The 25,922-nt window shown below is 71.8% G+C and carries 20 protein-coding genes and 1 pseudogene; 12 read left to right on the forward strand and 9 right to left on the reverse strand.

The annotated features are described in order from the left end of the window. Positions 1-80 precede the first annotated feature (80 nt). A complete protein-coding gene (locus BFF78_RS38755; RefSeq protein ID WP_069782720.1) occupies positions 81-1,520 on the reverse strand; it encodes a PP2C family protein-serine/threonine phosphatase in 1,440 nt (479 codons plus the stop codon). A 345-nt stretch (positions 1,521-1,865) separates the two neighbouring features. On the opposite strand from BFF78_RS38755, the gene BFF78_RS38760 reads away from it, so the two are divergent. Together BFF78_RS38760 and BFF78_RS38765 are read left to right on the forward strand one after the other, a co-directional pair. Beyond that, a complete protein-coding gene (locus BFF78_RS38760; RefSeq protein ID WP_069782721.1) occupies positions 1,866-2,282 on the forward strand; it encodes an SsgA family sporulation/cell division regulator in 417 nt (138 codons plus the stop codon). 129 nt (positions 2,283-2,411) lie between these two features. Next, positions 2,412-4,436, forward strand: a complete 2,025-nt coding sequence (locus tag BFF78_RS38765; RefSeq protein ID WP_069782722.1) for a phosphocholine-specific phospholipase C — start codon at positions 2,412-2,414, stop codon at positions 4,434-4,436. Here the strand turns inward: BFF78_RS38765 and BFF78_RS38770 are convergent. After that, a complete protein-coding gene (locus BFF78_RS38770) occupies positions 4,426-5,460 on the reverse strand; it encodes a Gfo/Idh/MocA family protein (protein WP_079161662.1) in 1,035 nt (344 codons plus the stop codon). The two genes, BFF78_RS38765 and BFF78_RS38770, sit on opposite strands and share 11 nt — an antisense overlap. A gap of 71 nt (positions 5,461-5,531) precedes the next feature. Next, positions 5,532-6,626, reverse strand: coding sequence for a baeRF3 domain-containing protein (locus tag BFF78_RS38775; RefSeq protein WP_069782723.1), 1,095 nt, complete (start codon positions 6,624-6,626; stop codon positions 5,532-5,534). Positions 6,627-6,784: 158 nt separating this feature from the next. Here BFF78_RS38775 and BFF78_RS38780 point away from each other — a divergent pair, with 158 nt between their 5' ends. Both BFF78_RS38780 and asnB read left to right on the forward strand, forming a co-directional pair. Further along, entirely contained in the window at positions 6,785-7,564 is a 780-nt protein-coding gene (locus BFF78_RS38780) for an alpha/beta fold hydrolase (protein WP_069782724.1), read from the forward strand. Between the two features lie 279 nt (positions 7,565-7,843). Further along, entirely contained in the window at positions 7,844-9,685 is a 1,842-nt protein-coding gene (gene asnB / locus BFF78_RS38785; protein ID WP_069782725.1) for an asparagine synthase (glutamine-hydrolyzing), read from the forward strand. A gap of 343 nt (positions 9,686-10,028) precedes the next feature. Here asnB and BFF78_RS38790 read toward each other — a convergent pair whose 3' ends face one another. Further along, a complete protein-coding gene (locus BFF78_RS38790) occupies positions 10,029-10,556 on the reverse strand; it encodes a DUF4232 domain-containing protein (RefSeq protein ID WP_069782726.1) in 528 nt (175 codons plus the stop codon). Between the two features lie 126 nt (positions 10,557-10,682). Beyond that, a complete protein-coding gene (locus BFF78_RS38795) occupies positions 10,683-12,290 on the reverse strand; it encodes an alpha/beta hydrolase (RefSeq protein WP_069782727.1) in 1,608 nt (535 codons plus the stop codon). Positions 12,291-12,571: 281 nt separating this feature from the next. On the opposite strand from BFF78_RS38795, the gene BFF78_RS38800 reads away from it, so the two are divergent. The 3 genes from BFF78_RS38800 (at position 12,572) to BFF78_RS38810 (ending at position 14,696) form a co-directional block, all read left to right on the forward strand. Then, positions 12,572-13,228, forward strand: coding sequence for a chaplin (locus BFF78_RS38800; RefSeq protein WP_099055006.1), 657 nt, complete (start codon positions 12,572-12,574; stop codon positions 13,226-13,228). Positions 13,229-13,323: 95 nt separating this feature from the next. Next, positions 13,324-13,845 carry a hypothetical protein gene (locus BFF78_RS38805; RefSeq protein WP_227026040.1) on the forward strand — a complete coding sequence of 174 codons (522 nt, stop codon included), beginning with the start codon at positions 13,324-13,326 and terminating at the stop codon, positions 13,843-13,845. Beyond that, the gene (locus BFF78_RS38810; RefSeq protein WP_069782730.1) at positions 13,842-14,696 is read left to right on the forward strand and encodes a GNAT family N-acetyltransferase; all 855 of its coding nucleotides are present in this window, start codon (positions 13,842-13,844) and stop codon (positions 14,694-14,696) included. The genes BFF78_RS38805 and BFF78_RS38810 overlap by 4 nt, the downstream gene beginning before the upstream one ends. Before the next feature lie 87 nt (positions 14,697-14,783). Here the strand turns inward: BFF78_RS38810 and BFF78_RS38815 are convergent, their stop codons facing one another. Further along, positions 14,784-16,082 carry an MFS transporter gene (locus tag BFF78_RS38815; RefSeq protein ID WP_069782731.1) on the reverse strand — a complete coding sequence of 433 codons (1,299 nt, stop codon included), beginning with the start codon at positions 16,080-16,082 and terminating at the stop codon, positions 14,784-14,786. 52 nt (positions 16,083-16,134) lie between these two features. Here BFF78_RS38815 and BFF78_RS38820 point away from each other — a divergent pair, with 52 nt between their 5' ends. From BFF78_RS38820 to BFF78_RS38830, 3 genes are all read left to right on the forward strand, one after another. Further along, complete coding sequence (locus BFF78_RS38820; protein ID WP_069784088.1) at positions 16,135-16,503, forward strand: MerR family transcriptional regulator; 369 nt, start codon at positions 16,135-16,137, stop codon at positions 16,501-16,503. Positions 16,504-16,551: 48 nt separating this feature from the next. Further along, positions 16,552-17,328 carry a GNAT family N-acetyltransferase gene (locus BFF78_RS38825; protein WP_069782732.1) on the forward strand — a complete coding sequence of 259 codons (777 nt, stop codon included), beginning with the start codon at positions 16,552-16,554 and terminating at the stop codon, positions 17,326-17,328. 203 nt (positions 17,329-17,531) lie between these two features. Beyond that, the gene (locus tag BFF78_RS38830; RefSeq protein WP_069782733.1) at positions 17,532-18,995 is read left to right on the forward strand and encodes a M6 family metallopeptidase; all 1,464 of its coding nucleotides are present in this window, start codon (positions 17,532-17,534) and stop codon (positions 18,993-18,995) included. A gap of 40 nt (positions 18,996-19,035) precedes the next feature. Here BFF78_RS38830 and BFF78_RS38835 read toward each other — a convergent pair whose 3' ends face one another. After that, complete coding sequence (locus BFF78_RS38835) at positions 19,036-21,759, reverse strand: glycoside hydrolase family 2 protein (RefSeq protein ID WP_069782734.1); 2,724 nt, start codon at positions 21,757-21,759, stop codon at positions 19,036-19,038. Between the two features lie 107 nt (positions 21,760-21,866). Next, on the reverse strand, positions 21,867-23,051 hold the full coding sequence (locus BFF78_RS38840; RefSeq protein WP_069782735.1) for an ROK family transcriptional regulator: 1,185 nt from the start codon (positions 23,049-23,051) through the stop codon (positions 21,867-21,869). Between the two features lie 118 nt (positions 23,052-23,169). Between BFF78_RS38840 and BFF78_RS38845 the strand changes: the two genes are divergently transcribed. Next, a complete protein-coding gene (locus BFF78_RS38845) occupies positions 23,170-24,621 on the forward strand; it encodes an APC family permease (protein ID WP_079161663.1) in 1,452 nt (483 codons plus the stop codon). 89 nt (positions 24,622-24,710) lie between these two features. Next, positions 24,711-25,257: pseudogene (locus tag BFF78_RS50320) on the forward strand (GNAT family N-acetyltransferase). An 89-nt stretch (positions 25,258-25,346) separates the two neighbouring features. On the opposite strand, the gene BFF78_RS38850 reads toward BFF78_RS50320, so the two are convergent. Then, a complete protein-coding gene (locus BFF78_RS38850; RefSeq protein WP_069782736.1) occupies positions 25,347-25,895 on the reverse strand; it encodes a hypothetical protein in 549 nt (182 codons plus the stop codon). Between the last annotated feature and the right edge of the window lie 27 nt (positions 25,896-25,922).

The raw sequence follows: 25,922 nt of genomic DNA on the forward strand, positions 1-25,922 counted from the left end.
GCGCACAGGCACCGGGCCTGTGCGCGGAATTCCAGCGGTGATGTCAACGCTTGCAGCCGTGATGTCAACGCGTGGTCAGCTCATGTGGTGACCCTGGCGACGAGCACACAGGCGTCGTCCTCGCGTCCGGCTCCGCCGAACTCCTCGACCACCGTGCGCACGCAGTCCAGCGCGGTGCGTGCCGCGCCGAACCGCGGGGCGAGGCCGAGCAGGCGGTCCACGGCCGTGCTCGGGCTGTGCCCCGGCACCAGCCCGTCGGTGTGCAGCAGCAGAAGGTCGCCGGGCTGAAGGGTCTCTTCGGCCTGCCCGTAGACGGCGCCCCTGGTGGCGCCGAGCAGGACACCGTCCGGTGCGTTCAGCATGCGCCCCGTCCCGTCGCGGTACAGCAGCGGGGCGGGGTGTCCTGCCTGCGCCCACACCAGGGTGCGGGTCTCGGGCCGGTAGCGGCAGCAGACGGCGCTGCCGAGGGCGGGCTGCACGGTGGCGTCGAGTAACTGGTTCAGCATGCCGAGCAGTTCACCGGGCCGGCTGCCGGCCAGCGCCATACCGCGTACGGCGCCGAGCAGCGTCGCCATGCCGGAGGCGACGGCCACCCCGTGCCCGGTGAGATCGCCGACGCTGAGCAGGGTCTCGCCGTCGGACAGTTCCAGCGCGTCGTACCAGTCGCCGCCGAGCAGCGTGGCCGCGGCCGCGGGGAGACGGCGGGCGGCGAGGTCCAGCGTCCGCGGGCCCTGGTGCGGGAGCCGCAGGGAGCCGCGCCATGGCGGTAGCACGGCTTCCTGCAGCTCGGCCGCGATCCGGTGCTCGGTCTGCTCCTGCCGGCGCTGACGTTGCAGCGAGTCACGGGTCTCGCGCACCGTCCGCCGGCAGCGGCGCAGCTCGCTGACGTCACGCAGCACGGCCCACATCGAGGACGTGCCGCCGTCGGCGCCGAGCACGGGTTCGCCCATCATGTGCACCGCCCGCACGGAGCCGTCGGGCCGTACGACGCGGAACTCGCCGTCGATGGGTTTGCCGTCGACCAGGCAGTCCGTCACCATCGCGGTCAGTTTCGGCCGGTCCTCCTCCGGGACCAGTGAGGGCAGTTCGTCCAGAGTGAGGGCAGGGGCGTCCGGGTTCAGCCCGAGGATCTGGTACAGCTCCCCGGACCAGGTCGCCTCGTCCGTGAGCAGGTTCCACTCCGCGCTGCCGACGCGGCTGAGCAGCGAGCCGCGCGGGGTGCCGGCCGGTACGGTGCGGACGGCGGGTGCCGCGGCGGGGGCGGGCGGGGCGGTGGGTGGGACGGCCGGACCGTCCCGCAGCTGGGCCAAGTGGGCGTCGAGGTCGTCCAGTTGGTGCAGGGCGAGGTCGTACAGGGCGCGCTGCCAGCGTTCCTCCGGGTCCTCGCCGTCGCTCCGGGTGTCCCGCCGTACGGCGACCACCTCGCCCTTGAGCTGCCGCGCTTGCGTGATCAGCGCCTCGACCGAGCCGCGTCCGGGTGGCTGGGCGGCTTGGCTGTCCGCGGAGACTGGGGACGGCATGACGCACTCCGTTGGGGGACGATACGGCCAGAGAGGGACGGGGGGACCGTTACGACTCTTGCACAGCCCGCGACGCCCCGTAAGGGATTTGGCAACACACGATACGGTGGTGCTTCCGGCATATGCCAGAGTCTTCCCGGAGCGTTTCCCGCGCACGAAAGACGTACACACCCTGCGGCCCAAGTCGTAGAGATGCTACGCAAGTTGGCTCATGTGTACCGCATATGCCCGGCTCACCCGGATGTTCGTCGCTCCTGTGTTCGCCCGCGCCGGACCGTCTTGTACCCGTCGAACTCTGACCGGATTTGGTGTCATGTAAGGCGCCCTTGCGGAGTCCATTAAGGCATGGATGCCATCACCGTCGAACAGCCCGCCCAGGCTCGCCTCATCACCGCCGACGACCAGGAGATCCCGCTGTCGGCCACCCTGCGCTACACCACGGACGACCCCCTGGCCGTGTTCGTGGACTTTCCCGCCGCAGCCGCCCTCGACGGCGAGGAGGTCAGCTGGGTCTTCGCCCGCTCCCTGCTCGACCAGGGGCTGCGGGCCCCGGCCGGCCACGGCGACGTACAGATATGGCCGTACGGCCGTACCCGGACGGTCGTGGAGTTCCACTCGCCCCATGGTCTGGCCCTGCTCCAGTTCCCCGCGTCGGCGCTGCGCCGCTTCCTGCTGCGGACCTACGCGGTGGTGGCGGCCGGGCAGGAGGACGTGGCCGGGGTCGTGGAGCGCGGGCTGAGCACCCTGTTCGGCGGGGTGTGAGGGACCTCCGGGCGACTTTGACTCATGTTCACCTCCGCCTCACCGCTCCGGTCTGGACCCTGACGACCGGCGCGGGCACCCTGACCCGCGGTGTGCCGCAGGGGCACTCCGCGGACGAGGGCGGGGCGAATGACACCGATCAGCCGAAGAGGCTTCGTGGGCCTGGGCGCTTCCGTGGCGGCGGGTGTGGCGCTGGGCGCCGGATCGCGCACCACGGCCGCCGCGGCCACCACGTCGACCGGCACGATCAAGGACGTGCAGCACGTGGTGATCCTCATGCAGGAGAACCGCAGCTTCGACCACTACTTCGGTCGGCTGAAGGGCGTACGCGGCTTCGACGACCGCAGCGGCATCACCCTCAGCGGCGGCTACCCGGTCTTCAACCAGCCGAACTGGACCGGCCGCCAGTACCCGTGGAAGCTCAGCGCCACCCCGTCCGCCGGCGGCAAGGACGGCGAGACCCTCGCCCAGTGCAACGGCGACCTGCCGCACTCCTGGTCCTCGCAGCACTCCGCCTGGAACAAGGGCCGCATGGACAACTGGGTCGCGGGCGTCGGTAACGTCCGCTCGCTCGGCTACCTGGACCGCTCGGACATCCCCTTCCACTACGCGCTCGCCGACAACTACACCATCTGCGACGCGTACTTCTGCTCCACGCTCAGCGCCACCGGCCCCAACCGCACCTTCCTGTGGAGCGGCAAGGTCGACCCCGCCAGCTACGACGGCGGGGACGAGTCCGGCCTGACCTGGCAGAACTACGCCGAGGCGCTGCAGGCCGCCGGGGTGTCCTGGAAGGTCTACCAGAACGCGGCGGACAACTACGGGGACAACGGCTGCGCCTACTTCAAGAACTTCGCGAACGCCAAGGCGGGTGACCCGCTGTACGACCGCGGCATGTCCTCGGTGCCGAAGGTGACCGGCTCGACCCCGGACGACATCGCCGCCGCCCTCAAGGCCGACGTGCTCGCGGGCACCCTCCCACAGGTCTCCTGGATCGTGCCCAACCAGGCCTGCTCCGAGCACCCCTACGCCCCGCCCGGCGACGGCGCCCACTTCGTCAACCTCGTCTACCAGGCTCTCGCCGCCGACCAGGACGTGTTCGACTCCACCGTCCTGTTCCTCAACTACGACGAGAACGACGGCTACTTCGACCATGTGCCGCCGCCGGCACCGCCCGCCGGAACGGCCGGGGAGTTCCTCAACGGGGTACCGTACGGCTTCGGGTTCCGCGTCCCGATGCTCGTCGTCTCGCCCTGGACCCGCGGCGGCTGGGTCTCCTCGGAGGTCTTCGAGCACACTTCCGTACTGCGGTTCCTGGAGACCTGGACGGCCGCCCTCGGCAAGCCCGCCAAGTGCCCCAACATCAGCGACTGGCGGCGCAAGGTCAGCGGCGACCTCACCGGCGTCTTCGACTTCGCCAACCCGGTCTTCGGCTCGGTCTCCCTGCCCGCGACCAGCGTCATCGGCATCGACACCTGCGGCCCGCTGCCCAACCCGGTGCCGACGAACAACGCCCTGCCCGCCCAGGAGCCCGGCACCCGCCCCGCCCGTGCGCTGCCCTACCAGCCGAACGGCTTCCTGGACCACCTGGAGTTCGACGCGGCCGGCAAGACCCTCGCCTGGTTCACCATGACCAACCAGGGCGGCCCGGCCTCCCGCGCGGCCCACTTCTCCATCCACCCGAACGCCTACCGGGACACCACGCCGTTCCAGTACACGGTCGACGCGGGTGGCACCGCCTCCGACTACTTCAACATCGGCATCGGCTTCGGCGGCGGCAAGTACGACCTGACCATGGTCGGCCCCAACCGCTTCCTGCGCCGCTTCCAGGGCGACGCGACCAAGGCGGGCAAGTCGGCGGAGGTGAGCACCCGTTACGCGGTCGAGCCGGGCACGGGCAAGCTCGCGGTGTACTTCAAGATGGCCAACTCGGGTGCATCACCGGTGAGGTTCACCATCACCTCCAACCACTACCGCGGCGACGGCCCCTGGACGTACACCGTCGCCGCGGGCGCCTCGACGGAGGACTACTTCAACGCCGTGGCCTACCAGAACGGCTGGTACGACTTCACGGTGACCGTCGACTCCGACGCGAGCTGGTCGCGCCGGTTCACCGGGCACCTGGAGACGGGCGCGGCCAGCGTCAGCGGCTGACCTGGGCGCAGGGGTCGTACAGGTCCGGGCGCGGGGCGAGTCGGACGGCCACCCGGCCGCCGGTCTCCAGCGCCCGGACCCCCGCCTCGGCGACCACGGACGCCGCGTACCCGTCCCAGACGCTCGGCCCGGTGACCTCGCCCCGCCGGGTGGCATCCACCCAGGCCTGCACCTCGCGGTCGTAGGCGTCGGCGAAGCGGACCAGGTAGTCCTGCGCCACCTCCTCGCGGGCGCCGCCCGCGGCGGTGACGACCATGGTGTGCTCGTCTCCGATCCGGGCGCTGCCCCTCTCGCACACGGCCTCGCAGCGCACCTGGTAGCCGAAGCCGCAGTTGACGAAGACCTCGACGTCGACGAGCGCACCGCCGTCGGTCTCGAACAGCACGAACTGAGGGTCGAGCAGGCCTTCGGGGGCGCCCGCGGACGGCGTGGGACGCAGCACGGTCACCGCCGTCAGCTCCTGGGCGAGCAGCCAGCGGGCCGCGTCGATCTCGTGCGAGACGGAGCTGTCGATCAGCATGGCGCTGGTGAAGTGGCCGGGGGAGGAGACGTTGCGGTGGGTGCAGTGCAGCATCAGGGGCCGGCCGAGGCTTCCGCCGTCCAGCAGCGCCTTCAGGCGGCGGTACTCGGCGTCGTAGCGGCGCATGAAGCCGATCTGCGCCAGCCGGCGGCCCAGCCGTGCCTCGGCCTCCACGACCCGCAGCGCACCCGCGGAGTCCGGCACCATGGGCTTCTCGCACAGCACCGGCAGCCCGCGGGCGAAGGCGGCGAGCAGGGCCTGCTCGTGGGCGGGGCCGGGGGAGGCGATCAGCGCGGCGGTGACACCGGGCGCGTCCAGGGCGGCCACCGGGTCCGGGTGCACGGTCACCGACTCGAGGCCGGCCGCGGCTTCCTTGGCCCGCTCGACATCGGGGTCGGCAACCGCCGCGACCCTGGCACCGCTGACCACCTGGTCGAGACGTCGTATGTGGTCGGCCCCCATGTGCCCGGCGCCCAGTACCGCCACTCCCAGCAGGTCACCCATGCGTGCGCTCCCTTACGCCGACGATCACGCCGTAGCGTACGCCGCGCAGGGAGCGCTGCCGGTGGGGCGGCTCAGTACCGCAGCACCCCCGCGATCCCGTTCGCGTCGCCCAGTGTGCCGTCGGGCACGAAGCGGACCTCGGCGCCGGTCTCCAGGCACTGCTCGACGATCTCGTCCACGATGTCGTCGCGGGCGTCCAGGTCGCCGGGCTCGGCCGGGACGAGGTGGTCACCCTGGTCACGGACGGTCGTCCGGTAGTTCTCCTCGACGGCCAGGAGCCGGACGCGCCCCTCCCGGGCGTTCTGCCACAGCTCGTCCACCCCGGCCGCGAAGGTCTTGTGTCCGCGTGCCGAGGTCAGTTCGTCGATGACGGAGCTGGCGTCCTTGCGGGCCTCCTCCTCAAGGACCGGCCGCAGGGCCTGCCACACGGCGTTCGGGTCGGCGTGGGCCAGACCCCCGTGCGGGACGTGGACGGCGGACCTGGCGACACTGCCGGCCTCGTCCAGCAGGGACAGCGCGGCCTGCTCGCCGGTGACGTAGAGCGGGCGGGGCTGCTCGCGCAGGACCGCGCCCAGCGCGGTGTCCGCCTCGCGCAGGAACCGGCGCGTGGCCTCGTCGCTGAAGGTGCTCGGCTGGTCACCGATCTGCATCTGCCGCTCGGCGTCGAAGTTCTCCTGGCGGCGCATCAGCGGGAAGCCGCCGGAGCGGTCCTCGACGACCCGGTCGGGGCCACCGCTCCACAGGGTGGCGCGGTCGGCGGAGACCGACAGCACCCAGAAGGGCCGTTCGGCGGCCTGCGCGGAGACCAGGTTGCGGGTGAGGAAGGTGTCGGAGAACACCACCCGCTCGGGGACGGTGCGGGCCAGCGACCAGACCTGGTGTTCGCCGGGGGCGGCGAAGATCACCAGGCCGTCCTCCGCGTGTGACAGATCCACTTCCGCCAGTGCGCGTTCCAGCTGTTTCTCGATCTCGGTGCGCCGCTCACGGGTGACGGCGGGGTCGGACTCCAGGCGCTTGCGCGCCTCGGTGACGACATTGCGCAGCCGGACGGGGTCCTGTCCGTTCTCCGGCTCGCGGCGGTGCGTCGGGGTCAGCACGGACACCGCCGGGTAGGGACGCGGGCGCCGAAGTTCGGCCAGGGTCGCGGGACTCAGTGCGTGCTCCATGACAGCACGATAGGGCGGATTCACGAGTACGGCATTCGGGGTGACCCCCACCCCGTGCGCTGTGCGAATTCCCCGGTCGGAGCCGGTGACGCGGCACCGCGCGGCCGGATACCGTACCCGTCAGTAACCGGATCGCAGCGCACCCCAGGAGGCCTCACATGCCGCAGCTCGAAGTCGACGGAGCGGCCCTGACGTACGACGACGAGGGCCCCCGTGACGCACGGGAGGTGCCCCTGGTGTTCGTCCACGGCTGGACCGCGAACCGGCACCGCTGGGACCACCAGATCGCGCACTTCTCCGGAAGACGCCGGGTGATCCGGCTGGACCTGCGCGGGCACGGCGAGAGCACCGGCGCCGGGGTGCGCACGATCGCGGAGCTGGCGCGGGACGTCCTGGCCCTCCTCGACCACCTGGCCGTCGAACGGTTCGTGCTGGTCGGCCACTCGATGGGCGGGATGATCGCGCAGACCATCGCGCTGGCCCACCCCGAGCGGGTGGAGCGGATGGCGCTGGTGGGCTCCATCGGCCGGATGACGTACAGCCGGGGCCGGGGCCTGCTCATGGCCGCCTCCACCCTGGTGCCGTACCGGCTGTTCGTCGCCGCCAACATCCAGCGCGCCTTCGCGCCCGGCCATCCGCGCGAGGAGATCCGCGCCCACATCCGCGCCTCCGCCGCGACCCCGCGCGAGGTCGTGATGGCGCTGTACGGCGCGATGCGCGCCTTCGACGTCCTCGACCGGGCCGGCGAGATCCGCACGCCCACCCTGATGGTGCACGGCTATCACGACGTCCAGCTGCCGGTGCGGCAGATGCTGCGGATGGCCAAGGCCTATCCGGACGCGGTCGTCCGCATCCTCGACGCGGGTCATGAGCTGCCGCTGGAGAAGCCGGCCGAGCTGACCGCCGTGCTGGACCGGTTCGTGAGCGAAAAGCCCTGACCCGCGCGGCGCTTGGTGAAGTTTTTTCCTGTGGCCGGTTCGTTACGGCAGAGGCGCGGTGGCATGGACTTCGCGGGATGTCGCGTCGGCAAAACGCGGCCGAAACCAGGGGGCTCGTGGGTCGTCCGTGTTACCGCCGAGTTGACTGCCTGGGGCAACTGACGGAGGCTCGTCGCATAGGTGCTCGATACAACTGGTTTGCCGGCCGGGTCCTCGGTTCACTCGGGAACGCCCAGGTGAGCGGGGAGTCGGCGGTGAGCCGGAGGCAGGAGGCAGCGCATGTGCGGCATCACCGGATGGGTCTCCTTCGACCGTGACCTGACCACAGAGACCCCCACATTGCATGCGATGACCGAGACGATGGCCTGCCGCGGTCCGGACGACCGCGGCACCTGGGCCGAGGGCCCGGCAGCCCTGGGTCACCGGCGGCTCGCGATCATCGACCTCCCCGGCGGCCGTCAGCCGATGTCCCTGGCGACCCCGGAGGGAACCGTCGCCATGGTGTACTCCGGGGAGTCGTACAACTTCACCGAACTGCGCCGGGAACTCGAAGGCCGCGGCCACCGGTTCGTCACCGACTCCGACACCGAGGTCGTCCTGCACGGCTATGTCGAATGGGGTGACGCGGTCGCCGAACGGCTCAACGGGATGTACGCGTTCGCCGTGTGGGACGGCCGTCACGACAAGCTCGTGATGATCCGCGACCGCATGGGCATCAAGCCGTTCTACTACTACCCCACCTCCGACGGCGTCCTGTTCGGCTCCGAGCCCAAGGCGATCCTCGCCAACCCGCAGGCCCGCCGCCGGGTCACGCTCGACGGGCTGCGGGAACTGCTCGTGCTGATCAAGACGCCCGGACACGCGGTCTGGGACGGCATGCGCGAGGTCGAACCCGGCACGGTCGTCACCGTCGACCGCTCCGGCCTGTCCACCCGTGTCTACTGGCGCCTCGAGACCCGTGCGCACACCGACGACCGCGACACCACCATCGCCACCGTGCGCTCGCTGCTCGACGACATCGTGCGCCGCCAGCTGGTCGCCGACGTCCCGCGCTGCACCCTGCTCTCCGGCGGCCTCGACTCCTCGGCCATGACCGCGATCGCCGCCCGGCAACTCGCCCAACAGGGCGAGCAGGTGCGCAGCTTCGCCGTCGACTTCGTCGGCCAGACCGACAACTTCGTCGCCGACGAACTGCGCGGCACGCCCGACACGCCCTTCGTGCACGACGTGGCCAAGCTCGCGGACACCGACCACCAGGACATCGTGCTCGACGTGCAGTCCCTCGCCGACCCCGCCGTGCGCGAGCTGGTGATCCGCGCCCGCGATCTGCCGGCCGGCTTCGGCGACATGGACACCTCGCTGCTGCTGCTCTTCCGGGCCATCCGCGAGAAGTCCACGGTGGCCCTGTCCGGCGAGTCCGCCGACGAGGTCTTCGGCGGCTACCTGCAGTTCTTCGACGAGGAGGCGCGCGGCGCCGAGACCTTCCCCTGGCTCGCCAGCTTCGCGCGGCACTTCGGCGAGGATTCCGACGTGCTGCGCGCCGACCTCACCAAGTCCCTGGACCTGGATAGTTACGTCGCCGACGGCTACCGCACCGCCGTCGCCGGCATCGACCGGCTCGACGGCGAGAGCGACTTCGAGTACCGGATGCGGAGGATGAGCCATCTGCACCTGACCCGCTTCGTGCGCGCCCTGCTCGACCGCAAGGACCGGATGAGCATGGCCGTCGGCCTGGAGGTCCGGGTGCCGTTCTGCGACCACCGGCTGGTCGAGTACGTCTACAACGCCCCGTGGGCCCTGAAGTCCTTCGACGGCCGGGAGAAGAGCCTGCTGCGGGAGGCGGCCGCGGACGTCCTGCCGCGCTCGGTGTACGAGCGGGTCAAGAGCCCCTACCCCTCCACGCAGGACCCGCAGTACGCCCGTGCGCTCCAGGAACAGGCCAAGGAACTGCTCGCCCGGCCCTCCCACCAGGTCTTCGACCTCGTCGACCGCGACCGGCTCCGCGCGGCCGCCGAACGCGAGGCACCGGTCAGCACCCAGGCGGAGAGGCGTGGCCTGGAACGCGCCCTGGACCTCGCGTGCTGGCTGGAGGTCTACGCCCCCGAGGTGGTCACCGGCTGAGGCCGATGGTCCGGTCCGCGGCGGCCGTCGTGGGTTGCCACCATGTCGTCACCGGTTCCCACACGGGGACCTGCGTGCCGGTGCCGGGGTGTGCGGCGGTGAAGGCGTGGCCCCGGGCGCGCGCTGGGCCTCGCGTGCTGGCTGGAGGTCTACGCCCCCGAGGTGGTCACCGGCTGAGGCCGATGGTCCGGTCCGCGGCGGCCGTCGTGGGTTGCCACCATGTCGTCACCGGTTCCCACACGGGGACCTGCGTGCCGGTGCCGGGGTGTGCGGCGGTGAAGGCGTGGCCCCGGGCGCGCGCTGGGCCTCGCGTGCTGGCTGGAGGTCTACGCCCCCGAGGTGGTCACCGGCTGAGGCCGATGGTCCGGTCCGCGGCGGCCGTCGTGGGTTGCCACCATGTCGTCACCGGTTCCCACACGGGGACCTGCCGGCCGGTGCCGAGGTGTGCGGCGGTGAAGGCGCGGCCCCGGTGCGCGGCCGAGGCGGCCACCGTCACGGTGTCCACCCGGCGGGCCTCGGGGTCCGCCGGGTCGCCGATCGTCCGGACGTCGGCGTAGGCGGTCCGGCCCGGCGCGAGCCGGTAGGTGCCGGCGCCGCCCTGAGGCGTCGGCAGCGCGGCGCCGTCCAGGTCCCCGAAGGTCACCGTGGGCACGCGGTCGACGACGCACGCACGGGCGCCGCGGTTGGTGACACCGACCCGCACCACGGCCGGATCGCCGGCCGCGGCCTTCGCCCGGACCGTCAGCGACTTCTCGGCGCAGCGGACGGGCTGGGCATGGGCCGTGGCAGCCTGGCTCTGCGGCGCGGTCAGCAGCAGGACGGCCGCGGCGGCCGAGGCGGCGGGTACGACGATGGCGGCGCGGATACGCATGGCGTTTCCCCCTGTCGCGGTCACGTACGGGATACGGCGGCCGAAGCACGCCCGTCCAGTGTGACGGCCGGGGCGACCGGGAGGTTGTGCCGGTTTCGTGCCGGCTGCCCGGTTGCGCCGGCACGGTCATCGGCCGGCGGTGTCCGTGGTCCCGCTCCAGTCCTCGCCGTTCGCCGGACAGGAACTGCCGTTCGGCGGCAGGTAGCCGTAGAGCAGGAAATCGTCGGTCTTGCGGTGCACGCACTTGGACGAGGTGTACCCGGTGTGGCCGTCGCCCTTGTTGTCCAGCACCACGGCCGAGGGGCCGAGCCGCGCGGCCGTCTCCACGGTCCACCGGTAGGGCGTCGCCGGGTCGCCGCGCGTGCCCACGAGCAGCATCTTCGCCGACTGTACGTCTTTCACCCGGTCGCGGATGAAGTCGGTGCCCTTGGGCCAGCCGTAACACATGAGGAGCTGGATGAGCCGGTAGCGGCCGAAGACCGGCGAGGCCTGGTCGTAGGCGGCCTGCAGGTTCTTGAGGTCCTTGGTGAGCTGGGCCGCGTCGGGCCGGTCGGGGTCGTCGGCGCAGTTGATCGCCATCAGCGCGGTCGGCAGGTTGTCCACCGGGACGTCCTGCGGATCGACCAGACCGCCGTTCCCGCGCTGCCGCTCGCCGGAGAGTGCGTCGCCCGCGGTCGCGAAGTTCAGCACGCCCCGCGTGTCGCCGTCCTGGATCAGCGAGGTCAGGGCGCGCTCCAGCGACGGCCACAGCTGCTTGCTGTAGAGCGCCTGCCCGATGGCGCCCACCAGGTCCTGCCCGGAGAACTTGCCGCCGGAGCCCGTCGGGACCGGGTTCGCGTCGAGCGAGTGCACCAGCCGCACCACCTGGTCCCCTGCCGCACGCCGGTCCTGGCCGAACGGACAGGCGACGTCCGTCGTACACCAGTCCAGGAAATCGTCCAGCGCGGTCTGCTGCCCCTCGGCGCCGGCCACGCCCTGCTCGGACAGCGGCTCGGTCAGGGTGTCCACGCCGTCGAGGGCGAGCCGGCCCACCCGGTGCGGGAACTGCGCCGCATACACCGCGCCGAGCCGCGTTCCGTAGGAGAAACCGAGGTAGTTGAGCTTCCTGTCGCCGAGGGCCTGGCGGATGACGTCCAGGTCGCGGGAGGCGTTCACGGTGCCTATGTGGGCCAGCACGGGGCCGGAGCGCCTGGCGCACTCGGCGGCGGCCTTCCGCAACGTCTCGAGCAGTGTCTTGGGATGGCTCAGGTCGGCGCTGTCCTCCGTCGCGGCCGCGGCCTCGTCGCCGCCCTCGCCGCAGGTGACAGGGGAGGACCGGCCGACGCCGCGCGGGTCGAAGGTGACCACGTCGTAGCCGTTGGTCAGGTCCATGAACTCACTGCCGTCGGCGGCCAGTTCAGGTATGCCCGCACCGCCCGGCCCGCCGAAGTTCAGCACCACAGAGCCCTGTTTCCTCCCCGTGCCCTGGTAGCGGGCCAGGGCCAGGTCGAGCGTGCCCGCGCGGGGCCGGGCGTAGTCGAGCGGGACGGTGACCTTCCCGCACTGGAGGTCCTTCGGCATGTCCGGGCCCTTGCAGGCGGCCCAGGTCACCTTCTGCCGGTAGAACCGGGACAGGTCGGGCTGCGGCTGGTCGGCCCTGGCGGCGGGCAGCCCGGCGCCCAGCAGCGCCAGGACGAGAGTCCCGGCACCCGCGCAGCGCCGCACGGCGAGCCGTGTGGACAGCTTGGCCAGCATCGATGCCTCCCGGGACGCCTGTCGCGGACCGGGCACGGCGCCCTCCGATCACCATATGCGGGCCCCGGGCGGCCCGCCTCCGGGCGAGCGGGAGGGCGTCCGGTGCCGTACGCTTCGCGCCCTCCATGCCTCTTGGTGATCATTGAGTCGCTTTACATGCAGTTCGATAACACTGTCGCTCGACGGGGTGAAAGACCGATTAGCCATAACTCTGACGGTTCGCCGGCGTTTTACGGGATGCGGGCGACTGCCCGCGACGAAGTCTGGAAGGCAGGGAACCTATGAGACGGGCTACCCGTAACGGTGTGATCGCCGTCGCCGCCGCCTCCGGTGCGATGGTCGTGGCGCTTCCGGTGGCCGCCGCAGCGGCGGGCGGAGCCGCCGCCGCCGGCTCCTCGGCCGGCTCGCCCGGGCTGATCTCCGGCAACGGCATCCAGCTCCCGGTGCACGTGCCGGTGAACGTGTGCGGCAACACCGTGAGCGTCGTCGGGCTGCTCAACCCGGCCGTCGGCAACGCATGCGCCAACCGCGACACCGGCACGGCCGGTTCCGCGGCGTCCGACGGGGCCCTTGCGCACGGCAGCGCGCAGGACTCGCCCGGCGCCCTGTCCGGCAACGGCATCCAGGTCCCCGTCGACCTGCCGGTGAACGTCACCGGCAACAGCGTCAACGTGGTCGGGGTGGGCAACGCGACCGAGGGCAACCAGTCGGTCAACGGCCCCGGCCACCAGCCCCGCACCCCGCACCACCCGGCACCGAGGCACCGGGCGCCCGTGCAGCACCATCCCCACGCGCCACGCCCGGCCGCGCGGCCGGCCACCTCCACGCTGGCCCACACCGGCACCGACGTCACCGCTCCCGTCGTCGCCGGCAGCGCCGCACTCCTCCTCACGGGCACGGTCCTCTACCGCCGCTTCCGCCCCGGCCGCACCCGCTGACCCACCTCCCGCCGAAGGCCCCACCGGACGCCGGCCCGGTGGGGCCTCGTCCGGATCGGACCGGGCAGATCCGCACGGTGCAGTAGGTTGATCCGGTGACGGACGGCATACGGGAACGATGGCGGGGGCTGCCACGCCCGGCGCGCTGGACTCTCGCGGTGTACGCCGGTGGATTCCTGGAGGGGACCTGCTCTCACGTCCTCGACCTGGTGCGCGGCGGACTCCACGCCTACACGGGCTTCGGCCCCCTTCCCCTGCAGATCTTCTTCGTCGCCCTGGTGGTCCTGGATCCCCTGGCCGTCGTCCTGGCGCTGCGGGCGCGGCCCTGGGGCATCCGGCTGGCGGGCGCCGTGATGGCGCTGGACGTCCTCGCCAACTGGTACGTCAACTGGCCCTGGGTGAAGGAGGATCCGGCGGACCTGCTGCGCCCCGTGGGGCTGCTGCCCATCACCCTCTTCGGGGTGTTCGTCCTCGCGTCGCTGCTTCCGTTGCTGCGTGCCCTCGACGGCCGGGCCGCGGCGTGCGCAACGGCTGATCTTCCCGTGGCGCGGCCCCCGTTGATCCGGAAGGATGCGGCACGGCAGTCCGGTCCCGACGGAAATGGAGCGCACCTATGACCCCTGCGGCCCCCCACGACCTCCTCGTCACCCAGGCCACCCTCGCCGACTGGCCGGTGATCGCCGGATGGGCGGCCGCGGAGGGCTGGAATCCCGGACTGTCCGACGGGCCCGCGTTCTTCGCCCAGGATCCCGAGGGGTTCTTCCTCGGCCGTATCGACGGGGAGCCGGTGTCGGCCATCTCCGTGGTGAACTACGGCTCGGAGTACGCCTTCCTGGGCTGCTACCTCGTCCGCCCCGACCTGCGCGGCCACGGCCACGGCCTGATCACCTGGAAGACCGCCCTCGCCCATGCCGGCGACCGCACCGTGGGTCTGGACGGCGTGGTCGCCCAGCAGGACAACTACCGCCAGTCCGGGTTCGAACTCGCCTACCGCACCATCCGGTTCACCGGCACCGCCCCGCGGGCCGAGATGCCGGTCGGTGTCCGCCCGGCCGGGCCGGACGACCTCGCCGCGATCACCGCCTACGACAGCGCCTGCTACCCGGCCGACCGTCCACGCTTCCTCGGCGAGTGGCTCACCGGCCCCGGCCACCGGGCCTTCGTCCGCCACGACGGCGCCCGCCTCACCGGCTACGGCGTGCTCCGGCCCGGCCGCGACACCCTGCGCATCGGCCCCCTCTTCGCGGACACCGCCGACGACGCCCGCGCCCTGTTCGCCGCCGTCACGGCCGGCATCGCCGGACGCGAGGTCGCCATCGACGTGCCCGAGCCGAACGCGGCCGGCGTCGCGCTCGCCGAAGCGGCCGGATTCCGGGCCTCGTTCGAGACCGCCCGCATGTACACCGGGCCGGTGCGCGAGCACGCGCGGCACCGCGTGTTCGGTGTCACCACCCTCGAACTCGGCTGAGGCTCAGGGGTGTTGCGCCGGGCGTCAGCGGCAGCCGTGGCCGGTCGCTCCCCCGGATCTCTCCTTCGCCCGGTCCGCAGCGGCAGCTCACCCTCCCTCACCACCGGCCACCGACCTCCTCGCGGCATGATCCCCGGCGGCGCACGCCACGGCCACCCGCACGGGCCCGGCCGGCACGTCCGGCTCCGGGGCGGCGGAGCGCCGCAGCCGCGGGAAGGCGTACCGGCGGCCCGCCGCGACCGTCGCCAGCGCCAGCACGGCCGGCGGGAGGGCGGTCCACGGCAGGGCGCCCGCGCCCAGCACGTCCAGCGCCACGCCACCGGTGAGCGAACCGGCGGCGATCCCCACGTTGTACACCGTCGTCTGCAACGAGGTCGCCACATCGGCCTCGGCGGGTCCGCAGGCGTCGACCAGCGCGGTCTGGATCAGCGTCGGCGCCCCGCCGAAGGCCACCCCCCACACGGCCACCGCCCCGACCAGCAGCGGGTGCGCATGCGCCGCCAGCCCCAGCACCAGCAGCACCCCGGTGAACAGGGCGATCGCCACGAGCAGCGTGCCGCGCAGACGGCGGTCGATCAGGACCCCGGTGACCCAGATCCCGGCCACCGTGGCCGTGCCGAACACCGCGAGCAGCAGGCCCGTACGGCCGTACCCGGCATGCCCGGCGAACGGGGCGACGTACGTGTACATCACCTGGTGCCCCAGCAGCAGGAACAGGGTCACCGACAGCACCGGGCGGATGCCGGGGCGCAGGGCGACCCGGGTGAGCGGTACGCGCGCGTGCGCCGGTTCGCCGGGGAAACCGGGCACCCGCAGCCGTATCCAGCCCACGAGCGCCACGGCGAGCACGGCCAGCGTCCCGAAGGCCGCACGCCAGCCCGTCGCACCGGCCAGCGCGGTACCGGCGGGCACCCCCAGCGACAGGGCCAGGGTGATCCCGGCGAGCACGACCGCGATGGCCCGCCCGCGCCGCTCGGCCGGCACCATCCGGGCCGCGTACCCGGCCAGCATCGCCCACAGGGTGCCGCCCATCGCGCCGGCCAGCAGCCGGGCCGCGAAGGTGAGCGGGTACGACGGCGACAGCGCGACCAGCGTGTTGCTCACCGCGAAGCCGAGCAGGGCGCCGCACAGCACCGGGCGCCGCGGCAGCCCGCGCAGGGCCGTCGTGAGCGGGACGGCGGCCAGGAAGGAGGCCGCCGCGTACGCGGTGACCAGATAGCCGATCCGGGACTCGCCGACCCCGAGCGGGGGCGCCATCGCGGGCAGCAGCCCGGCCGGCAGGAGTTCCGTCATGACGGCGGTGAACGCGGCGCAGGACAGGGCAAGCAGCCCCGACCACGGCAGCGGACCGCCTTTGACCTGGGAAGGCGTGGAGTGCACGGACATGCGACCATGGTCGGAGGCTGACATCAATGTGAAGGTCAAGCGGGAGGCGGGTATGCGGATCGGTGAACTGTCGCGCCGCACGGGCGTCCCCACCCGTCTGCTGCGCTACTACGAGGAACAGGACCTCCTCCACCCCGGACGCAGCGAGAACGGCTACCGCAGCTACCCCGAGTCCGCGGTCGCCGACGTCCAGCAGATCCGCGGCCTGCTGGACTCCGGCCTGACCACCGAGATGATCCGCGTGATCCTGCCGTACCTCTCCGGACCCGGCGAGCTCCACCCGCCCGCCGAGTGCGTGACCCCCGAGACCGCCGCCCTGCTCCAGGGGCACATCGAGCGGATCCAGTCCCGCATCGACTGCCTGGCCCGCAACCGCGACCGGCTCAGCGCCTACCTGGCCGCCGTACGCCCCACAGGCTGAGCGCCGATCCCGTTGCCCGGATCGGACCCGCGTGATCGAGTGGGAGGCATGGATCACACGGCGGTGCTCGCCCGCTACGACCGGGACATGCGCGAGAACGCGGCTCCCGACGGCCCCGGTGCCCGGATCGAACGGGTCGGCGCGGTGGTGCGCCAGATCGCGGACGCGCAGGGCTGGAACGGCGTGCTCTGGTCCGCTCTGGACCCGGCGGGCGTGCAGGGGGCGATCGATGAGCAGATCGCCTGCTTCACCGGCCTCGGCCGCGCCTTCGAGTGGAAGCTCTACGGCCACGACACGCCCGGCGATCTCGGCGCCCGGCTCACCGCCGCCGGATTCCGGGCCGAGGAGGAGGAGACACTGCTGGTCGGCGAGACCGGCCGGATCGCCGTGGCTGCCGAACTCCCCGAGGGCATCCGGCTCGTGCAGGCCACCGACCCCGCCGGGGTCGACCTGGTCGTGGACGTCCACGAGAAGGCCTTCGGCACCGACGGCACCCGGTTGCGGCACCGCCTGCTCGCCCGGCTGGCCGCCGACCCCGGCACGCTCGTCGCCGTGGTCGCGCTCGCCGGGGACGAACCCGTCAGCGCCGCCCGGATGGAGCTGGTGCCCGGCACCCCGTTCGCCGGGCTGTGGGGCGGCGGCACCGTCGAGGCCTGGCGGGGCCGGGGCGTCTACCGCGCCCTGGTCACCCATCGCGCCCGCGTCGCCGCCGCCCACGGCTACCGCTATCTCCAGGTCGACGCCTCACCCATGAGCCGCCCGGTCCTGCAGCGCCTCGGCTTCCACGCGCTGAGCACCACCACCCCCTACCTGTACGGGAGCTGACCCCGCGTCAACGGCGCGTCCGGGGGCGGCCGCAGGAGGCGGAAGCGGTCCGCTCCGGTTATTGCCGGGACTTTCTGTTCACCGGGCCTTCATGCCATGTACCTTTCAACCAATCGACGCGTGTAGAACCCTCAAGCGGGCTCTACGCGCGCAGACTTGGCGCCCGCACCGCCTCTCCCCACCCCTCATGGAGGTTTCGCCGGATGCTTGGATCCAGGAGATCCCGCCGCAGACTCACCACCGCTCTGGCCGGATTCGGTCTGCTCCTCACCGGAGCCGCCGTCCAGGTCGGCAGCGGCACCGCCGCGCACGCGGCCACCTCACACCGCATCCTGTTCGACAACGGCCACGCCGAGACGGCCGGAAACGCCGACTGGATCATCTCCACCAGCCAGCCCGACCCGCTCGGCCAGAACTCCTCCCCGGCCGCCGAGACCGACTGGACCGGCGCCCTGTCCTCCTGGGGCGTGGCGCTGCAGAAGACCGGCGACTACAGCCTGAAGACGCTGCCCTCGGGCTCCAGCCTCAGCTACGGCGGCTCGTCCTCGCTCGACCTGTCCAACTTCGACACACTGGTCCTGCCGGAGCCGAACACGCTGTTCACGAGCGCCGAGAAGACGGCGATCATGAACTTCGTGAAGAACGGCGGCGGTCTGTTCATGATCTCCGACCACACCGGCTCGGACCGCAACAACGACGGCTACGACTCGGTCCAGATCCTCAACGATCTGATGACCAACAACAGCGTCGACTCCACCGACCCGTTCGGCTTCTCGATCGACTCGCTCAACATCGGCTCCGACCACCCCGCGGCGATCAGCGACAGCACCGACCCGGTGCTGCACGGCTCCTTCGGCACCGTCACCAAGAGCCTCATCGCCAACGGCACCACCGCCACCCTCAAGCCCGCCGACAACTCCTCGGTCAAGGGCCTGGTCTACCGCAGCGGTTACTCCGGCAACACCGGTGCCTTCTTCCTCACCAGCACCTTCGGCAGTGGCCGCGTCGCCTACTGGGGCGACAGCTCCCCGATCGACGACGGCACCGGCCAGGCCGGCAACACCCTGTACGACGGCTGGCACGACTCCAGCGCCACCAACGCGGCCCTCGCCCTCAACGCCACCGCCTGGCTGGCGGGTTCGGGCACCAGCGGCGGCGGCGGTGGTGGCGGAGGCGGTGGTGGTACCGGCACCTGCACCGCCGCCCAGCTCCTCGGCAACAACGGCTTCGAGTCCGGCACCAGCGCGTGGAGCGCGTCCAGCGGCGTCATCACCAACTCGACCGGTGAGGCTGCCCATTCGGGCTCGTACTACGCCTGGCTCGACGGCTACGGCACCGCCACCACCGACACCCTCTCCCAGAACGTGACCATCCCGTCCGGCTGCTCGACCGCCACGTTCAGCTTCTATCTGCACGTCGACACCGCGGAGACCTCGACCAGCACGGCCTACGACACGCTCAACGTCCAGGTTCTGGGCAGCTCCGGCACGGTCCTGGGCACCCTGGCCACCTACTCGAACCTCAACGCGGCCTCCGGCTACACCCAGCGCAGCTTCGACCTCAGCGCTTACGCCGGGCAGACCGTCACGCTGAAGTTCACCGGCACCGAGGGCTCCAAGTACCAGACCTCGTTCGTCGTCGACGACACCGCGCTCAACGTCGCCTGACGTACCGGGGCCCGGCCATGTGCCGGGCCCCACCCGCGGCTCAGGCGGCCGGCACCGTCCGCTCCGGCGTGTTCCAGCCGGAGACCCGCGCACGCGGCGCCGAGCCGTGCAGATCGGCCGTCCGGTAGGTCGCGGTCAGCGTCACCGACTCGCCCGGCCACAGGCTCACCTCGTTGTCCGACCAGCGCACCGGCAGCACCGGCTCCCCCCGCGCGTCCACGAGGTGGACGTCCGCCAGCAGCGCCGGGGTCTTCCCGCTTCCTGTGTTGCGCAGAGTGACCGTCGTGGTCGACGTGCCGTCCGAGGACTCCGTGGCCGCCGTCGCCGACACCGGTACCTGCGCCATCGAGGCGAGCCCGCTGAGGTCCGCGTAGCTCGTCGTCGGCGTGTAGTACCAGGTGGTGCCGGACCAGTCCAGCGTGTCGGGCCGGGTGGAGAGCCAGTACACGTTCCGGCTCACCTCCTGGCCGTCCGCGCCCGTCAGCACGAGGCGGAGCAGATACGTCGACGACAGCCCGCCCACCGAGGACGGCAGGGTGAGGGCCGTTCCGTGCGCCCCGTCGCCGCTCACCGTCAGCCCGGTCACGGTCTTGTCGTACCTCTGTGTGCCGTCGGGGTCGAACAGGGTGGCCCGTGCGGTGAGTCCGGTCGCGGAGGCCGGCCGGTGGTTGACGACGACGACCGAGCGGTTGTCGTACGAGTACTGGATGTGCAGCGGCTCGTTCGCCTTCTTCGCGCCGAAGTAGGCCCCGCCCTGGTCCAGGTAGCGGTCCATCAGCTGCCAGTGCAGGGACGTCCAGCCGCTGTCGAACATCCAGTGGATCACCCCGGTCGAGGGTTTCGACGCGTCTGTGGCGTTGCGGTCGTAGGCCTCGAACTGGGCGCGGACGTTTTCGTACTGGGCCAGCTGGGCCTTGCGCACATAGTCGGCGAGGCCGGTGGGGGCGCCGTAGCGGCCGGTGAGGGCGGCGTCGTAGATCTTGAGCGTGCCGAAGACCGAGGACGGCGAGCGGTGGTACTGCCTGGCCGCCGGGTCCTTCCAGAGGGTGTCCAGTTCGGCCGGGGTCAGCATGCGGCGCAGGGTGTCGAGGGTCGGGATGCTGGGGCCCGCGCTGGTCTCGGAGTTGAAGCCGGTGGCTCCGCCCTCGCGTTTGGCGTACCAGTAGCCCGGCGGCACCCAGTCGTACGGGCCGGTCATCTTCATGCCCGAACTGCCCAGCCGGGGTGAGGACTTGGCCGAGGCGGCGGAGACCACCGGGTCGGGCCAGTCGGCGGCCCGCAGGGCGTCCAGATAGGCCTTCTCGATCTTCGCGTCGGGTGCGAAGTCGCTGCCGATCAGGAAGGAGATCACGCTCGGGTGGTCGCGCAGCCGGGCGGCCTCGGCGGCCATGGACGCCTTCGCCACCGGATAGTCGGCCTCGGTCCACGGCTCGCCGGGCTCGTCGGCCCCGTTGACGTTGCCCTCCCACTTGTCGCAGCACTCCCAGCCCGGCAGCGTGAGGATGCCGTACCGGTCGGCCAGGTCGAAGAACTCGTCCGGCTCCAGGTGCCCTTCGAGGCGGATCGTGTTCAGGCCGAGGTCGACGGCGTACTTCAGCCGGTCCTCGACGTACCGGCTGTCCCAGCGCAGGAACTCGTCCGGCGACCAGCCGCCGCCCTTGATCAGCAGCGTGCGGCCGTTGATCCGGTACCGGCGGGCGCCGTCCGGGTCGAGCGGTGCCTGGACATCGCGGATGCCGAAGCTCTCGTGCGTGGTGTCCGAGGTCGCACCGGCGACGGACGCGGTGAGGTCGAGCTCGTACAGCGGCTGTCCGCCCATCCCGGCCGGCCACCACACCTTGGGCGCGGTGAGATGCAGAGCCGGGGTGTCGGCGGGGGAGAAGGTGACCGTCTTCGTCTCGTGGGCGGCGAGCGGGACCTGCCGGGTGAAGCCCGTCGCGCCGATGTGTCCGGTGACCTCGGCGGTGACCGCGCTGCCGGTGTCGTTGCGGGCCTGCGCCTTCACCGTCAGGTCGGCGGAGGCGAGCGACGGCACCGCGAGCCTGGTGACGACGTGCGCGTCACGCAGCGCCACCGGGCCGCCTGTGCGTACCAGGACGTCCCGGACGATGCCCATGTTCCGGTCGGGCGGCGGCTGGAGCCAGTCGATCCAGCCCATGGTGAGGTCCTTGTCGGGGTCGTCGGGCTGGATGCGGAAGGCGACGGTGTTGGTGCCGGACCTGACCAGCGAGGTGATGTCCAGCTCGTGGTGCGTGTAGGCGCCGGTGACCTCCGCGGTCTTCGCCACCTGCCGGCCGTCGACGTAGACGTCGGCCGCCGAGATCACCCCGCTGAAGTCGAGGAAGGTGCGCCGCGCGGTGTCCTCGACGGTGAAGTCGGAGCGGTACCACCAGGGGACCTGGAAGTCGGCCCTGGGGATCTTCTGCTGGTTGGTGGAGAAGAACGGATCGGCGTACACGCCGTCGGCGAGCAGCGCGGCCAGGACCGTGGAGCGCGGGCCCGCCGGATACCAGCCCCGCGCCGGATAGCCGGGGGAGGAGACGGCCGCCGGTGAGTCGCTCACCTTCGCGGAGGACTGGATGGCGTAACCGGCGAGCGGGGTGCCGGTGCCGGCCGCCGAGGGGACGTGGGTGGTCCGGGCGTGTCCGTGTGGCGCCGCCGGTTGCCGGGCGCCGGCCCAGACGCCGCTGGTCAGGGAGCCGAGGAGGCCGAGGACCAGCGCGGTGACGGCGTACCGGCGTCCGAGGGCGGGGCGAGAAGGCATGGCAGGGCTCCGGCCTTGTAAAGTTAGGAAACTTTACTAACTCGGCTCAAGCTAGGGCGCTGAGCCGACCGTGTCAACGACCGTTCGTACCCGCGCTCTTCGGCCTGTCAGGTTCCGGCCGTCCTGCGCTCGAAGACCAGGTCCCGGGCCGTGTCCAGCGCCGTGGCCACCGCGCCGAGCAGCACCGCGTCCTCGCCGAGCCGGCTCGGCGCGATCCGCGGGCGCAGCGGGGTGAGGGTGCGCACATGCTCCTGGACGGGCCGTAGCAGCAGGTCGACGCTGTGGCCGACGCCGCCGCCGAGCACCACCAGGTCCGGGTCGAGCACGGCGGCGGCCGCCGCCACCGTGTGCGCGATCCGCTCGCCCTCCAGCTCCACCGCCCGCAGGGCCGCCGGATCGCCCTGCCGGGCCGCGTCGAAGACCGCCTTCGCCGTCAGCTGCCCGCTCATCCCGAACTCCCGGGCGGCCTCCACCACGGCCACCCCGGACACCGCGTCCTCCAGCCGCTCCGGCTTCTGCCGCCCCGGCCAGGGCAGGAAGCCGATCTCGCCGGCCAGCCCGTGTGCCCCCGTGAACAGCCGCCCCTCGCTCACGACGCCCATCCCGAGTCCGGTGCCGATCAGGATGTAGGCGAACAGCCGGCTGCCCGTGCCGACGCCGTAGGTGTACTCGCCGAGCGCGGCGAGGTTGGCGTCGTTGTGCACCTCCAGCGGCACCCCCAGCTCCTCGCGCATCCGGTCGACGAGTCCGGCGCGCCCCCAGCCCGGCAGATGCATCGCGTACCGCACCCGCCGCTGTTTCTCGTCGTAGACGCCGGGCGTGCCGACCACCCCGTGCACCACTGCGGCCGGGTCCACGCCCGAGCCCGCGATCGCCTGGCGGGCGGTGCCCACGACCAGGCCGGCCAGCGCGGCGGAGGCGCGGGCCCGGTTGCGTACGTCGGCCCGGGCGACGACCGTGCCGTCCAGATCGACCACCGCCACCCGCAGCCAGCCGCGGCCGATGTCCACGCCGAGCGCGTACCCGGCGGCCGGGTCGGGGGCGTAGAGCACCGCGGTGCGCCCGCGCTCCGGGGCGTGGGTGCCGACCTCGTGCACCAGCCCGGCCGTCTCCAGGGAGGCCAGCGCGCTGGAGACCGTCGGCTTGGACAGCCCGGTCTCCCGGGCCAGTTGGGCACGCGAGGCGGCGCCGAGGGCGCGCAGCCGGTCCAGCAGAAGCCGCTCGTTGGTGCTGCGCAGCCGCCGGCGGCTCCAGGGCTGTTCGTGCTGCTCTTCGGCGTCACTGACGGTCATCGGACCATTCTCATGTATTCCCGGCGCATACTTGACGCATCTAGTAAGGCTCCTTAACTTTATCGGCCAGTCAGCCCACCAGGTGCCGTCGAGCGCGCCCGTGGCGTCAGGAGTCCCCATGTCCGGTAGCCCGCCACCCACGGGTGGTTTCGTCCGCCGTGTCGGCCTGTTCCAGGCCACGGCCATCAACATGAGCCAGATGTGCGGCATCGGCCCGTTCGTCACGATCCCGCTGATGGTCACCGCGTTCGGCGGCCCGCAGGCGGTCATCGGCTTCGTCGCGGGCGCCGTCCTCGCGCTGTGCGACGGACTGGTCTGGGCCGAACTGGGCGCCTCCATGCCCGGATCCGGCGGCAGTTACGTCTATCTGCGCCAGGCATTCCAGTACCGCACGGGCCGGCTGATGCCGTTCCTGTTCGTGTGGACGGCCATGCTCTTCATCCCGCTGATCATGTCCACGGGCGTGGTCGGTTTCATCCAGTACCTGGGCTACCTCGCCCCGCACCTCGGGCAGACCGCCGGCGACCTGATCGGGCTCGGCATCATCGCCCTGGTCGTGCTCCTGCTCTGGCGCGGCATCGAGCACATCGCCCGGATCACCGCCGTGATGTGGGCCGTGATGATCGCCTCGGTGCTCCTGGTGATCGTCGCCGCCGCCACCGACTTCAGCCCGCACCTGGCCTTCACCTACCCCTCGGGCGCCTTCGACCTGACGGGCAACCACTTCTGGCTCGGCTTCGCCGCGGGCCTGACCATCGGCATCTACGACTACCTGGGCTACAACACCACCGCGTACATGGGCGCCGAGATCAAGGACCCCGGCCGCACGCTCCCGCGCTCGATCCTCCTCTCCATCCTCGGCATCATGGTGATCTACCTGCTGCTCCAGATCGGCACCCTCGGAGTGGTCGACTGGCGGCGTATGACCGACCCGCACGACATCGCCTCCACCTCGGTCGCCTCGGCGGTGCTGGAGAAGACCTGGGGCAAGGGCGCCGCCGACACGGTGACCGTGCTGATCCTGGTCACTGCCTTCGCCTCGGTCTTCACCGGCCTGCTCGGCGGCTCACGCGTCCCCTACGACGCCGCCCGCGAGCGCGTGTTCTTCCGCCCGTACGAGAAGCTGCACCCCAGACACCGGTTTCCGATGCTGGGCCTCGCGACCATGGGGGTGATCACCGCCGTCGGCTTCCTGATCGGCCGCCACACCGACCTTGCGACGTTGATCCAGCTGCTCACCACGGTCATGGTGATCGTCCAGGCGCTCGCCCAGATCGTGGCGCTGACCGTCGTGCGCAAACGGCAGCCGACGCTGCGCCGTCCGTACCGGATGTGGCTGTATCCGCTGCCCGGCATCGTCGCGTTCATCGGCTGGTGCGTGATCTACGGCTACGCCGACAAGAACTCCCCGGGCCGCCACCCCATCGAGTGGTCCCTGGCGTGGCTGGCCCTCGGCTGTGTGGCCTTCGCCGTCTGGGCGCGGCTGGAGAAGGTGTGGCCGTTCGGGGCGAAGGAGATCACCGAGGAGTACCTGGCGGGCACGGACCCCGACGTGGCACCCGTGGGATGAGCAACGGGCCCGCGCGGGGGCGGAGTTACGGCAGTCTTCGCAGAGCCTCCCCGGCCCGGACCCGAGTCCGCCGGGGAGGCTCTCGTTCCATGACCGAAACCGTCCTACCCCTCGCCACCGTCCGCCCCGCGACCGCCGAGGACCGGCCCACCGCGGAGCGGCTGTGGCCGATGTTCCGCCATGACCTGTCCGGCGTGCGGAGCGTCCTGCCCGCCCCCGACGGCACCTTCCGCGGCGAGTGGGTCGAGAGCGCCTTCACCCGGCCCGGCTGGGCGCCGTATCTGCTCGTGTGCGGCGCACACCCGGCCGGCTCCGCGTTCGTGCGCGGACTCGACCGCCCGGTGCGGGTGCTGAACAGTTTCTTCGTGGTCCGCGGCGCGCGGCGCAGGGCGTCGGGCTGTGGGCCGTGCGCGCGGTGCTCACCCGGCGCCCGGTCCATGGCGGATCGCCTTTCAGTACGACAACCCGGCCGCCGTGGTCCTCTGGCACCGCGTGGGGTCGGACCTCGCCGGGGACGCCTGGACGCGGGAACCCCGGCCGGTGCCGGGGCGGCCCGAACTGGCCAGGGACGTGTGGCTGACCTGTCGCGTGGGCGGGGTGGTACCACCGTCCGGGGTTCACCGTCTGCGTGGCTGACGGGAATCCAGGGCGGGATGCCGCCGTCGACGCGCATCGGCGGGGTGACCGTCGCGAGGTCCGCATCGCCCATTCGTCCGCCGCTGTGGTCAGTTGGTCCGTACGACGACAGTGGGCTCGGCCGGGGTGACGGTGTCCGAGGTGTCGTTCGCCGTCTCGGTCTTCGGGGCGTCGTCGACCCAGGACGTCAGCTGTCCGTCCGGCTGGAGGGCCACATGGAGCCCGTTGTCCTGGCCGCAGGCGGAGCGGCCCTTGGCGACGAGGGTGTCGAGCTTGGTGCCGTCGGCGTAGATGTCGGCCTCGTAGTGGTTGGGGCCCAGTTTGTAGACCTTGGCGGTCGAGGCGTCGTCGGCCAGCGTCCTCGTTACGACGAGGACGCGCTTGGCGACGGGCTGCGGCTTGGGCTTCGGCTCGGCCCGCTCGACCCAGGACGTCACCCTGCCGTTCGGATGGAGCGTCACATGCAGGCCGTTGTTCTGGCCGTGGGCCGGCTTGCCCTTGGCGACGAGCGTCCCGAACTTCTTGCCCTTGGCCCAGATCTCGGCCTCGAAACGGTGCTTGCCCGTCGTGTAGACCTTGGCGACGGAGAGCTTGTCCGCGAGCCGCACCGTCTTGACCAGGGTGCGAAGAGCCCGCATCGGTGAACTGTCCTTCGATCGGTTTCG

This window comes from Streptomyces fodineus (assembly GCF_001735805.1).
Taxonomy (GTDB): Bacteria; Actinomycetota; Actinomycetes; order Streptomycetales; family Streptomycetaceae; genus Streptomyces; species Streptomyces fodineus.